At 36.1% G+C, this 13,713-nt stretch carries 11 protein-coding genes; 6 read left to right on the forward strand and 5 right to left on the reverse strand.

The window, feature by feature from the left end:
* The first annotated feature begins 11 nt into the window (after positions 1-11).
* From ribE to IPH52_12430, 4 genes are all read left to right on the forward strand, one after another.
* Positions 12-476: a 6,7-dimethyl-8-ribityllumazine synthase gene (ribE, locus tag IPH52_12415; GenBank protein ID MBK7055830.1), complete on the forward strand. Its 465-nt coding sequence runs from the start codon at positions 12-14 to the stop codon at positions 474-476.
* Complete coding sequence (nusB, locus tag IPH52_12420) at positions 476-898, forward strand: transcription antitermination factor NusB (protein MBK7055831.1); 423 nt, start codon at positions 476-478, stop codon at positions 896-898. The genes ribE and nusB overlap by 1 nt, the downstream gene beginning before the upstream one ends.
* Positions 899-900: 2 nt before the next feature.
* Positions 901-2,973, forward strand: coding sequence for a tetratricopeptide repeat protein (locus IPH52_12425; GenBank protein MBK7055832.1), 2,073 nt, complete (start codon positions 901-903; stop codon positions 2,971-2,973).
* 76 nt (positions 2,974-3,049) lie between these two features.
* On the forward strand, positions 3,050-4,474 hold the full coding sequence (locus tag IPH52_12430) for a HEAT repeat domain-containing protein (GenBank protein MBK7055833.1): 1,425 nt from the start codon (positions 3,050-3,052) through the stop codon (positions 4,472-4,474).
* A 184-nt stretch (positions 4,475-4,658) separates the two neighbouring features.
* Here IPH52_12430 and IPH52_12435 read toward each other — a convergent pair whose 3' ends face one another.
* The 3 genes from IPH52_12435 to IPH52_12445 form a co-directional block, all read right to left on the reverse strand.
* Positions 4,659-6,632 carry a TonB-dependent receptor gene (locus tag IPH52_12435; GenBank protein ID MBK7055834.1) on the reverse strand — a complete coding sequence of 658 codons (1,974 nt, stop codon included), beginning with the start codon at positions 6,630-6,632 and terminating at the stop codon, positions 4,659-4,661.
* Between the two features lie 221 nt (positions 6,633-6,853).
* Positions 6,854-7,111 carry a hypothetical protein gene (locus tag IPH52_12440; protein ID MBK7055835.1) on the reverse strand — a complete coding sequence of 86 codons (258 nt, stop codon included), beginning with the start codon at positions 7,109-7,111 and terminating at the stop codon, positions 6,854-6,856.
* Between the two features lie 194 nt (positions 7,112-7,305).
* On the reverse strand, positions 7,306-9,015 hold the full coding sequence (locus IPH52_12445; protein MBK7055836.1) for a cyclic nucleotide-binding domain-containing protein: 1,710 nt from the start codon (positions 9,013-9,015) through the stop codon (positions 7,306-7,308).
* A 174-nt stretch (positions 9,016-9,189) separates the two neighbouring features.
* On the opposite strand from IPH52_12445, the gene IPH52_12450 reads away from it, so the two are divergent.
* Complete coding sequence (locus IPH52_12450; protein MBK7055837.1) at positions 9,190-10,701, forward strand: MCP four helix bundle domain-containing protein; 1,512 nt, start codon at positions 9,190-9,192, stop codon at positions 10,699-10,701.
* Between the two features lie 65 nt (positions 10,702-10,766).
* Complete coding sequence (locus IPH52_12455; GenBank protein MBK7055838.1) at positions 10,767-11,228, forward strand: hypothetical protein; 462 nt, start codon at positions 10,767-10,769, stop codon at positions 11,226-11,228.
* A 181-nt stretch (positions 11,229-11,409) separates the two neighbouring features.
* Here IPH52_12455 and IPH52_12460 read toward each other — a convergent pair whose 3' ends face one another.
* Both IPH52_12460 and IPH52_12465 read right to left on the reverse strand, forming a co-directional pair.
* Positions 11,410-12,837: a dicarboxylate/amino acid:cation symporter gene (locus IPH52_12460; GenBank protein MBK7055839.1), complete on the reverse strand. Its 1,428-nt coding sequence runs from the start codon at positions 12,835-12,837 to the stop codon at positions 11,410-11,412.
* A 119-nt stretch (positions 12,838-12,956) separates the two neighbouring features.
* On the reverse strand, positions 12,957-13,643 hold the full coding sequence (locus IPH52_12465) for an ankyrin repeat domain-containing protein (protein MBK7055840.1): 687 nt from the start codon (positions 13,641-13,643) through the stop codon (positions 12,957-12,959).
* Positions 13,644-13,713: the final 70 nt, after the last annotated feature.

Genomic DNA, 13,713 nt, shown 5'->3' on the forward strand with positions numbered 1-13,713 from the left:
CAGGAAGGAAAATGCCATACCAAGAATTAATTGGAAGCTTAAATGCTACAGGACAGAAACACGCAATCGTTGTTTCTAGATTCAACGAGTTCATTACAGAAAGCCTTTTAAAAGGAGCCTTAGACTCTTTATATCGCCATGGAGTCAAGGAAGAAGACATTACAGTTGTCAGAGTTCCAGGTGCTTATGAAATTCCACTTACAGCAGACAAGCTTGCTAAATCGAAAAAATATGACTCAGTTATTTGTATAGGAGCTGTAATTCGTGGCTCTACATCGCATTACGATTTCGTAGCCGGCGAATCAGCGAAAGTGGGAAACATTGGCTTACAAAATTCCATTCCTGTCATTTTCGGGGTACTTACTACAGAGAATATTGAACAAGCTATTGAACGTGCAGGAACAAAAGCAGGCAATAAAGGGGCAGAAGCAGCCACAACCGCAATAGAGATGGTCAATCTCTTAAAACAAATCTAATGGCATCTAGACATAAAAGCCGTTCTGTAACCCTACAAGCTCTTTACCAGATTGAATTAACTGGTGTGTCGATCGGAGATGCACTCAGCTTTAGCTGGTATGACAAAGTACTCGAGGCAGAAGAAAAAGAACTTGCGACCCAATTAATTAAAGGTGTTGTGAAAAATTGGGATTTACTCGATACAATAATAAAGTCCTATTCTAAAAACTGGGATTTCGAGCGCATATCAGTTGTTAATCGCTGCATATTGCGTTTGTCCATTTATAGCTTGATCAACCAGAGAGATATTCCTCCGAAGGTTGTGATTAATGAAGCGATAGAGCTTACGAGAGAGTTTGAAGCAGAGACTGCCGTATCCTTTATCAATGGAATTCTAGATGCAGTTTATAAGGATGAATTAGCCAAGCTCAGCGGAGATTAGGTATGGAACCAATCAAAAAAAATAGACTCAAGTTTGAATCAGTAGAACCTGAAACCAATCCAAATGTTACTCAATACGAAACAGATGAATATTCCACAATGCAACTTAGGCGGCAGACAGCAACGAATCCTATTCCGTGGATTCTTTTTTTTCTGCTGCTACTCTTAGTAATAGGGGGCACAACTTGGTATTATTTTTTTGCAAATAAAAATTCTTTAGAGCCTTTTGCAAAAGGTGATTTAGCAGAAGACAAATCCGGTGGTCTAGACAGAATTTTAGAAAGACCCTATATGCCTTCTAGCTCTACAAATCCTAGGCTAGCAGAGTGTATTACTCTCTATTTGGAAAGATACCAAAAGAAAGCTGAAACAAAATGTGAAGAATTCTTGAATCGACCGGAATCAGACCAAGATAAATCCATTGCCTTAACTGTCCTCGGCGTTATCTTTGACGAAAAGGGACGTTATCCACAGGCAATTGAATACTTACGTAAAGCAGTAGCCTATGATCCAAAGAATATTTATGCCTACTACGACTTGGCTGTTGCCTATAAACATGATGGTAGACTTGCCGATGCGAGAACAACGATTCAAAGAGCAAAGGAATTAGCGCCGAATGATGCAAAGGTTTCTTTATTAGCAGGAAACTTACTCTACGATGCAAATGATCCGAAAGCAGCAATGGAATCCTTTAAGGATGGTCTTTCCAATACTCCAAACGATCCATCTCTAGCATACAATTTGGCTCTTGCCCAATACAAACAAGGCATGATTCCCGAAGCCATAGAAAACTTCCGAAAAGCGATTCAAAGTGGAGGCACTGGGCAAATCGCCGAATTGGCACATGGTCATTTGGGATCAATTTTCTATTACCGGGAAGATATGAATGGGGCAGAGCATCACTTCCGCCAAGCCATTGCAATCAAACCAAATGATTCTCGATACCTGTATAACCTAGGTGTAGTCCTTCTAAAGAAGAAGAACACGGAAGAAGCTGTTTCTTTTCTACAAAAGGCTTTGGACGCAGGAGCAACTGATCCTGAAATCTACCGCTTTATCGCAGAGTCTTTTGAAGACTTAAAAATGTATGACAATGCAATTGCTTCTTTAGAAAAAGCTTTACGTCTACGTCCTGATGATGTGGACACTTTAATCCAATTGGCTGATCTTTATTACAACCATGGCAACTTGAGTCAGGCGGAAGAAACTTTTAGAAAAGTAATTCGCGTTACTCCAGGAGATTCTAATACTGAATCTGCACGGGTAAACCTGGGTATTATATTGGATGATATGGAGAGATACGGGGAAGCAATCATAGAGTTCGAAAAGGCATTGGAATTAAACCCAAAAAACGAAAATGCATACTACAATCTAGGGATTGCCTATAAACACGCCGGTCAACCTACAAAAGCTTTGGAAAGTTGGAGAAAAGCAAGTGCCATCAATCCTTCCGAAACCAAGCATAGAGAAGCAATCGCCGACTATTACCTGGAAAGCAATTATTTAGACGAAGCCGCCCGCGAATACGAAGAAATCGCCAAAGCAAACCAATACAATTACAAAGTCAGATTAAAGCTGGCTGATTCCTACTTCAAAAGACAGCAACTAGATTTGGCTGAAAAGAATCTAATCTTCGTTCTAAATCACTCTAAAAACGGCGATGAAATTAAGCTTGCTCATAGAAAACTCGCCCTAGTTTATTCGGAAGGCGATTCCAAGAACAAAACTAAGGCAAAAGATGAGGCATACCGTGGCTCACATATTGATCCAGATGATATGGAAGGAAGACTAGTCCTAGCGAAAGTCCTAATAGACTCAAATTCCCTTATGGATAGAGAAAAAGCCATTGATGAGCTAACTGCTATCATCAGGTCAGATGTAAAGCCAAAGCTAGCAGCCAAAGCTTATAACTATCTTGGAGTTTGCTTTTATAAAAATCATGAATATAAGAAAGCTTTGCGGGAATTTCAAAATGCAATTGATTTAGATCCAAATCTAACCGATGCTTATGATAACAAGAGAGCTGCAAGAGCAGAATACGAGACAAGCATTCAGAGCAAGCAAACGGCTTACTAATTTCTTGACTTATTTTGGCAGCCTGAGAATGTGAAAGTGGTAGCGAACTTTTACAGCTATTAGTGTTACTAGATTGATGACAAAACAAACAGTTATTTCTAAGAATAGTTCTGGCAGAAAGATCAAAAACAAAATCTTTGCGATAGCCTTGGTTTTTATTAGCATTCTTCCTCTTTTCTCTGCGAACACAGAAAAAGATGAGTTACAAGAAAACCTCCAAGGCTCAGAAAAGAAGCAAAAACAAGCTTTGCTCTCCATCAAGACAGCAAAGCGAGAAGATTTATTTCCCTTAATATCTACAATTTTAAAATCCACCTCTTCTGAAGGAGAAATCCAAGGAATCATACTTGATCTTTACTTTTCTTATGGAACAGATATAGAGAAATACAATCCAAATCTAATTGGAGATTTGGAATGGGTATTTGATAACACTAAGAATGAAGCAAATATAGTAAAAGTTTTGCATTATGCAGCGACCTACAAAGAAAAGCGACTCATGTATCATATTCTAGACTATATCACCTACCGAGATGCAACAGTCAGAGAGTATACATTCAAAGCAATTGATAGCTTTAAAGACGACAGAGCACTTCCTTTTATTTTAGAATTAGGAAGCTCCGATCAACCAATTCACCGTTACTATTACCTTGAATCACTCAATTTTATAAATGATGAGCGTGCGAGTATGCATGTTACGAAACTTTTAAGTGATCCGAGTCCGGCAATTCGAAGTGAATGCATAGTTGTAATTGAAAAACTAGGATTAAAAGAAAAATTAAACTCCGTTCTTGCAATGGCAACTAACGATTCCAATTACGAAGTGCGCAAAACAGCCGTTGTCTCCTTACGAAATCAACGTTCCAAATTTCCAACCACAGTTTTTCAGAAAACAATTTTCGATGCAAACAGAGAAGTTAGAGACGTAACTGTAGATGCAATCAATGCAATCAAAGATCCTTCCTATGCAAGATTTATTTCTTCCGCAATGGAAAAAGAAAGCCTCTCCCCTCTTCGCCTGAAAATGGTAGAGAGTCTTTTAACCTTAAACAATCACGGGGGTGGATTAGGATTATCCGCTGCCCTTCGTAAAGACAAAGACAGCCAAGTAAGATCAAGGGCAGCCTTTGCAATAGGAAAACTGAAAGCAACTCCTGTTGTTCGCGATTTAGTTTCCTCTTTACAAGTAGAAACAGTTGTAAATGTAAAAATTGAAGTCACTCGTTCCTTAGGGTCAATGAAAGAAAAATCCGCTGTGCCTGTAATTCTAAATAAACTACAAACAAACGAAGCAAATGAATTGAGATCAGAGTTTTTAACTGCCCTAAATCAAATAGATGATCCAAAGGTAATGCCAGTTATCTTCGACTTAATTGATCTAGAAAACGCAGAGACCATAAAGACAGGAATGAAGCAACTTCTAAGAACTATGCTCTATCGTTACCACGGTGGCGGAAAAGACTATAGAACTATCGCCATTTCAGAAAAAGTTTCGATGAACTAATTATCTTACTAGGAATCTGCATCCAACTTCTTCCAAAATTCTCCTTCCATCTATCACACAAATTAAAAGCTTAAAGCAAAAGTGGACTTTCGTCTCTTTCATAAAGAGATGTCTTGAATTAAACGGGAGAATTTTTCACGAATTAATTTACTGATATGGAAAAAGGAAATCAATTTTTCTGATTTCAAAAACTCGCTTGGAAATCCAAAAAGACTCTCCTACCTTCTCTAATGTAATCATTCGGATAGGCTAAACGCTGAACTGTAAGTTGATATTCATTTAGCGCATTATATACATTAAGCGCTAGACTCATATTTTCTAATAGTTTATAACTTATTCTGAAATTTATATTTGTCCATGCTGGCACATTTTTGGGTCTGTAGGTTGGATAAGAGTAAGGATTGCTGTAATCATTCGATTGTAACATTCCTGTTATTGGATCAACTTTACCTATATCACTTTTTCTTCTGATAACTTCTCCCTGCCTCTGCACAGATATTGATCCCTGCCAATCATTCCAGTTAGCAGATAATCCAAAGTTTGCGGTGCTTGCGGGAGAAATGGTTACTTCGTTTGGAGTCTTGGAAACTTTCGTATCTAAATTATGTTCGAGGTATCTTTGGAATCTGGAATAATTAACAAACCCATTTACATATTTTAAATTAACTAACAGTTCAACTTCAACTCCTCTATTGCCCATAGTATAAACGTTTTGGAGAAGATTAGTTGTTCCACTGTAGTCGATTACATTTTCAAATCTGGTTTGAAAAACATTTAATCTAAAATTATAATTCGAACTCATAATCCAGTCCATTGCAACTTCCATTGTTTTAATTACTTCTGGACTGATCTTTCGGGGGTTATTAGAGCCCGCAATAGAGGTGTTAACCCCAAATAATTCCCCGACCGATGGTTCACGAAAAGCTGTGCCTCCTAAAAATTTCAATGTCACTTTATGACTCAAAAAATAAACCATTCCAACTCTAGGACTTGTTTTGCGGTAGATTTTTTTTTCATTGGTGATAAAAGGTGCTCCAATATTTTTTGTTGGAAAAGACTGAACCAGCGAAGTAGAAGTAATTGGATCATAAATTTCTGCGGTGGGAGAGCCGAAATATTCTTTATAGGGATAATCAATTCCTCTAAAATGATATTGAGATTCGTCGTAACGAACGCCGAGAGTAAACTCTACATTTTTATTAAACAATTTTCCAGATGTAATTTGTGCAAAGGGGGCAATTTTATAAATTGGCTTGTTTGTAATCCAATCCATCATAGGGTTTAGCGGCAAATTCATATTATTCGGATTAGTTTTACCGCTTCCATGTAAATTCAAATCTGCATTACTTGTATGACTTTTATCTCCTCTATAAGAAATTTCATTTGCCTCTACACCTGAGATGAAAGTTCCTCCGTTTCCAAAAAGATAAGTCATTTGCGCTCTACCAAAGTTGTTTTGTAAATTTGTATAAACTTGTTCCGTGAGTCCATTCGGAAAAGATTTATTCCCACTCGGATAAAGCCTTGCATTATAATCCCAAAAATTGGTAGTATGTCGTATAACGTATTCATGGCTTAGTTTATCGGATATATTTTTTGCATATTTAAAAATGAAAATGTCTCTGCCTTCCCTGTTCGGTGCATACGTATCTGGAATACTTTGCAACCATCCATTAAAATTTTCATAAGTCCAATGCTGTCTGTGATATTGAAAAGAAAATCCTTTTAGGTTTCCTTCTCCTTCTAATTTAGAAAACAGGTAATAGCTTTTATGATTATCTTTAATTGGAAATTTTTGTAAATATCCAAAAGCATCTTTTCTACCTGATGCATCATAATTACTATATTCACTTCCGTTTGTCTGGTAAGAATTATAACTTAAAACATAAGAAAACATTTTTCCAGTATTTCCAGTTATGAAATCATAAATTCTTGTTCCATAATTTCCAACGCGAGTTCGCATATTTAAAGAGCCCTTTAAATCGAAACCTGAATAAGTATTCAAACTAATAACACCGTTAGTCGCATTAGACCCATAGAGTGCTGATCCGGGTCCTCGAATTACCTCGATAGATTTTACAATATTAAGCGGAGTCAATTCCCAGGTAAGTGCAGAGCCATAAAAAAGTTCATTGTGCTGCACTCCGTCTACTAACATCAAAAGATGATTATTATTCCAACCTTCAAAAAGTCCTCTGGAGCTAACAGTCTTTCTTTCATTTACACGGGAAGGTGAAAAGCCAGGGAGTTGGTATAAAATATCATTTAAAGAATTTCGTCCAAAGTCTCTAATTTGTTTATCTGAAATAGTAGATACAATATTGGGTGCTTCTCTAATTCTTTGTTTTTTCTTAGTTGCTATAAAAACAATTTCTTCTTCTAATTTAAAAAGATCTCTTCGTTTGCTTTTTCCTGTTTGCTTTCTTCAGAAGAATTAGGATTGGATTTATTTTCCTTTTTACTTTCTATCTCCTGAATCTTTTGATTTATTTTTTTTTGCTCTTCCTCTAATTGATAAATTTGCTTTTTGAGGTTTCCATCTTTTTCTTTTAATTCTTTTACATCTTCTTCCTGACTAAATATTTTGAAGTTCAATAAAATGATTAGGATGACAAATTTCAAGATTTGAGTTTTCATAAACGTATTAAAGCAAATACCAGAATAATGACAATTCATAATAAATTGCTAATAGCTAAATTAGACTCTTTGCAATCCTTCAACCCTTCTAGACTTTTAATCCTTCATGTCCTTTTCAAGTCTTTGTTCAAAGGTTAGACAAGCTTCCATCCGCTCTCATCCGACAGCCAATCTATAAAAGTCGGCGATAATCTTTAATCTTTCTTCTCGTAAATATCATCCACTTTCATATTCAGCTTAAACAATGCTTTCTCTGCAATAATAAGCTTCCAGATTACAGTTCTAAGTAAGCTAAACAAGAATCCGGGGCTAATATGGACTATCTTCATTAGAATATCTTTGTCGATTCGAACAACCTTTGCCTTCTCCGAAACGGTAATCATTGTCTGAGACCTGGGAGAGTCACTTACGATAGAAGTTTCTCCAAAGAAATCCCCTTTTTCGTATGTCGTAATCTTCATATTCTTTTTGTGATATTTTTTAATAACAGCCACAGTTCCTTCGTAAATAAAATACATAGACCCATCACCCTTATCGCCTTCGGAATAAATCTTATCCCCCCGAAGCATGATACGATTGTGAAGATTATGAACATAATTAAAAACATTGATATTGTCAACCCGACTCTCATTCAGTCGAGTAGCTAATGCTGGATCAAGCTCTGGAAGTGCTTTGATGATTTTATCAATGGAAGACTCTGCGCGTATCAAACGGGCAATGGTAGCTTTTAAAATAGAGAACATAAGACCGGGACTTTCTTTTGTCTTTTGAATGAATTTCTCTTTACTGAATAACAGCAATTTGCCGCTTTCGGATTTAACTTGAATGCTTGCCGTTCTAGGCTGGCTGGATATAAGAGAAAGTTCACCGAAGAAATCACCCGATTTTAGAACGTTGACTTCTTCGATTGATTCACCACGATTTTTCATCACAGCAAATGAACCCTCTAAAATAAAATACATTGTCTCGTTAGAAGCATCTCCTTCTTTGATAATGTAATCGCCTTTTTTATATATCTTTAAATCTGTAGAAGCAGAAGGTCCGTCCTTCATGATTTTTGATTTTAAATTAAACGTTGCTTTCTCGGTATTGATTAACTTCCAAATTGTATTCTTAAGATTATTGAACAAAAACTCAGGATGCAAATTTACAATCTTAAGAAATGCTACTTTATCAATCTGAACCAATTTAACATCATCCGATTTTGTAATAGCAGACAATGTATAAGGAGTATCACTAATAAATGATGTCTCTCCAAAAAAGTGTCCTAGTTCGAGCGTTGCTACTTCCACATTCTTACCATGATGCTCTTTTAAAAGAGAAATCGTTCCGCGTAGAATAAAATACATGTGTGGATTAGCATCCTTAGTCTCTGTAAAGATTTTTAAATTCTTTCCCAAATTTAAAATGGGCAGAGAGTGAATATAATTGAGTGCTTTTATATTTACAAGTTTAACGTGGTTTTGATTTAATTTTACAATTAAATCTGGTTTCATATTTGGAATTGCTTTAATTGTGTTTTCAAAATTTACATCGGCACGGAGAAAACGAGCAATAGCTGCTTTCAAAATAGAAAACATTAAGACGGGATTTGAAACTGTTTGTTGAATAAATTTTTTCTTACTAAATAATAATAATTTGGCAGTATCTGAATCGACCGTTACCGTTGCAGTTCTGGGTTGATTAGAAATAAGGGCAATCTCTCCAAAAAAATCTCCTGCTTTCAATTGGTTTATTAGAACAGGCGTATCTCCTTGTCTTTTATACACTGCACAAGAACCATTTAAAACGAAATACATTGTTTCGTTAGAAGCAGCTCCTTCCGAGATTAATTCATCGCCCTTTTTATAATCGTGGACATCTGTATCCTGAAGAAATTCGTTTGTGAAAAGTTTGTTTAACATCTTACCCTTGAATTATTGTTAAACTAGAATAATGTATGTCAAAATCAATCAATAAATTATAAAGTGTCTAGTAAAAATCTTTAAACCTAAAGCTAGGTAATTTGCTGATAATCCTTGACATTTGTGCTTAAATAGAAATCATCTACGAAAGCATTCGGAATTGGAGATATTTGATTGAATAAATTATTTCGGCAGTTTGAACTTAGAACTTTTTTTGAATCTAGCTTTAGTAAATTAAAAAATCGGGACTTAGCAATCCAACTTGCAGGATTTCAGAAAAAATTCAATCACATTCCCCTATTCCAATCCTTTCTACAATTCTTCACAAGCTTCACATTAATTCTCAGACTAGTAAGCCGTTCTTCCTCCATTGTAAACCAGAATATGAAGCAGATTGTAGATCAGACTCATAACATGAATCATGACTTAATCACCATTCGAAATGTAATGGACGAATACCTAGAAAAGATAAACCAATTTTCAGAAGAAATGCAAAATGTAACAAGCGAAGTCAAAGAAATTCATTTACAGACTCGAACTATGGCAGATAAAAATAACAGCGTTCTAGAGTCTTCGAATGATATCCAAAGCAAAATACAAAGTGGCGCAAAGACAATGGAAGCAGGTGTTTACTTGATTGCAGAATTGGTTGAACAAAACAAAGAATTAAATACTACCATTCGTGACCTTTGGGCAAAGTATGGATTTTTAGTAGCGCATTCCAAAGACTTAATCAAAATTGCTGAAAGCACAAGGATGCTTGCGCTTAACGCAGAAATTGAATCTGCACATGCAGGAGAAGTTGGAAAAGGGTTTGCAGTTGTTGCACAGGAAATGGGGAAACTTGCCAAAAGAAATTCTGACATATCACGCGAAATCGCAAGTGGAATCCTCGAAATGCAAGAACAGGCAAAGCTAACAGAAATAAATGTTACCTCTTCTGTAATGCTAGCTGAAAATTCGGAACAAGAAATTCAAGCAGCGCATAAGACTTATGTAAATGTTAGCAATTCAATCACCAATGTTTTAAAAGATTCAAATGACTTCCTTACTTCTTTTTCTAATTTAGAACTCAGCATGAAATTGATTACTGAGAATTTTAATAGCGCAAACTCTCTATTATCCGAATCAAACAAAAAAGTAGTCGATGTGTCTAAAGCCTTAGACTCTCAAATTTCAACCGTAAAAGAAATTGATGCGAGGACATTATCCACATTTACCGCAAGTAGAATTCTTAACTCTCTGATTTCTCAATTTACCATTCCGGGGTTTAAAGATGTTAGCCCCAAAGTAAAGACTGTAGAAAAGCTAATTGAATCTATTTTAAGTATTCGTGGAATTTTAATCACAGCACTCTTCGATGACCCGAGAGGAATTACAGAACAATTTAAGTCAGAGAAAAATCAAATAGATTCTGAAATCATTACCGAAATTCAAAACCTTCAATCTTTAGTTTCAACCCAATCCGATAAATTGAAAGCAGAAGAGTTTAATACTTGGTGGAAAGAATATCAAACCCAAAGTGATCTATGTTTATCTAAAGTAATTTCCAACGACCAAAGCGTTGCCAAAGAAATCTATTCTTCTCTCAAAGATAAAATCAGCCCTGCTCTCACTACTCTACTCAGTCTTATCGTGCAAGAAATCATTGACTTAAACGACAAATCATTTATTAAAAAAAATTAAAACTAAAAAGATTAGAGTCAATAAAAAAAGTATTGCTCATTCCGTTGAAAGTTTAGAATAGGATAATGTTATTAACTCGGCTCTGCAAAGAATTCAATGAGCATGAATTGAAGTATGCAATTGCAGGAGGATTTGCAGTGGCGCTTCATGGGGCTGTTCGAGGAACGATAGATGTGGATTTAGTTTTAGATTTAGGTGAGAAGAATTTGAATCTATGCGAGGATATTTTAAAATCACTTGGGTTCGTGAGTAAAATTCCAGTCGATGCAGATATGATTTTAAAAAACCGTGACATGTTTATTCAAGAAAAAAATTTAATTGCATGGTCATTTTACAATCCAAACAACCCAAGCGAAATCATAGATATTCTCATTCACAAAGACTTAGCTGATATGAGTTCTACTATCATGAGACACGCAGATATTGAACTAAGCGTAATCGCAAAGCAAGACTTAATCGACATGAAAAGAGAGAGCGGAAGACCACAAGATATAGAAGATATAAAAGCTTTGGAGAGTTTAGATTGAGACCTGTTCAGTATTTCTCAAAGGAATACCTTCTTATTTGTAAAAACTTTTCCACAGAGCAAATCGTAGACTTTGTAGAGGATTTTCGTGTCCTGTTCGGAGAAGAGGCTAACAAGAAGAAACTCCTAGAGCAGGAAAAGGCATTCTTAGCACTGCAGAAAGTTCTATTGTAGGAAATGCCTTACACTGTATTCTCTCTGTCTTTACTGTCAACTATCACTGCAACGGCTGCATCGCCTGTAACGTTTACGACGGTGCGGAACATATCGAGTATCCGCTCCACTGCAAAGATAAGTGCGATTCCCTCAGTAGCAATTCCGATTGCATTCAACACAATGACTAGCATTACAATGCCTGCACCCGGAACACCCGCTGTTCCAATTGATGCAAGAGTTGCGGTTAATATGATATTTAACTGCTGTTGCATGGTTAAGTCATAGCCAAATACTTGTGCAATAAATACGGCGGAAACAGATTGATAGAGTCCAGTTCCATCCATATTAATCGTTGCACCAATTGGTAATACGAAACTAGAAACTTCTTTTGAAATACCCAAACTCTTTTCACAATGCTCCATTGTAACTGGAAGTGTAGCCGCACTTGAACTAGTAGAAAAAGCAACCATCTGAATTGGAATCACAGCTTTCAAATAATGAGATGGTTTTACTTTTGTAAAAATGAAAATCAAAGAAGGGTAAATGAAAAATAGCATCAGCATTAAACCAACAATTACCGTTAAAGAATAAGACCCGAGTGCGATAAATAAATCAAGTGCATCAGAAAGATTATTTCCACCAAATTCAACGAGCAGCGAAGAGATAAGCGCAAACACACCCATAGGCGCGTAGAGCATTATAATATCTATAACCTTTAGAATGATTTCATTCAGAGAATCGACAAAGTTCTTAAAGGCCAATACATCTTTGTCGGGAAGCATAATCATCGCAACACCAAAGATAATCGCGATAAATATGACTTGTAGCATTTTAGAATTATCCCCTGCTGCTTTGAACATATTATCAGGAATGAAATCGAGTAAGAACTGTAGAGGTGGACGATCATTTACTTTTTTTGCGTCTTCCGTTTTTGCCTCTGCTTCTTTGGCAAATTTTGCTCTGAGTTCTTGTTTTTTAACCTCAGAGAAGGAATTTCCCGGGTTTACAATATTTACTAAAAGCAAACCAAAACTAATAGCTATCACCGTAGTAGACATATAGAGGATAATCGTTCGTATGCTTAAACGAGAAAGTCTCGACATATCACTCAGACTAGAAATTCCTTTCACTAAAGAAACAAACACTAATGGAATTGCAATTGCCTTTAATAGACTTATAAAAACTGAGCCATAAGCTTTTACATACATGGCAGTGAATTCTACTAGTCGATAATGGATGGCAATGGAGCCAAAAATAACTCCGAGGAGCATACTGATTAAAATCTCTGTTTGAAGATTTAGTTTAATCTTTACGACAGACTTTACAATGAAAAATACGAGAGGTATGGCAATTGCTTTTAACGTATTCAGAAAAAAAGAACCGAATAGAGCTGCACCTAAAATATTTCCAATTAGGATGCCGATTAAAATTTTAGTTTGAAGAGTTAGTTTCATGTATAATTGAATTTAGGGTTAGGAGAGGATTTTTGCAATACCCTAACCTCACGTAACATATATTTATCGAGTTAGCTATGAGGCAAGTATTTTTAAAAAAGGAAGGGCTTTTAGAATTCTCAGGCTAGGCTTTCAAAGTATTTTACAACTTCGATATGTCCACTCTTAGCCGCGAGCATAAGGGAATCGAACTCAATTTGATTTTTCACCTTTGAGTCAGCTTTGTTTTCACAAAGACATTTTACTACTTCCAAATGTCCAAAAGAAGAAGCTCGCATGAGAGCGGTAAGCCCTAGATTGTTTTGGATATTTACATCGGCTTTGTTTTTTAAGAGATACTTCACCACATCTAAACTTCCATTCGAAGAGGCAAACATGAGTGCCGTCCAGCCCTTCTTATCCTTTGCGTTAATGTCTGCCTTTTTTTGCAAAAGATATTTTACAACATCCAGATGTCCTTTGTAAGAAGCAAGCATCAGAACAGAGCAGCCATCTTTGTTTTTCGCATTTGGGTCTGCCTTATTTTCGACTAGATATTTTACAATTTCTAAATGACCTTTGTTTGCAGCAAGCATAAGCGCTGTGAATCCATGCTGATCTCTAAGGTCAATCTCTGCCGAATTGCCAATTAAATACTGTAAGATTGCCAGATGCCCAAACGTGGCAACTCGCATAAGTGGTGTCGAGCCTTCTTTATTCTGAACATTTACGTCAGCCTGTTTTTTTTCTAAAAGAGACCTTACTCTTGGTAAGTCACCACTTCCCGCGGCATTTAATAGGTCTTCTTCTAATGGTTTGTCAAACATTTATTTCCTCATTCTTAAAGAACGCATTTATATTTCATTCCTTAAAAATGTAAAGAAAAAAAGAAAGTGG

The organism is Leptospiraceae bacterium (genome assembly GCA_016708435.1).
GTDB lineage: Bacteria > Spirochaetota > Leptospiria > Leptospirales > Leptospiraceae > UBA2033.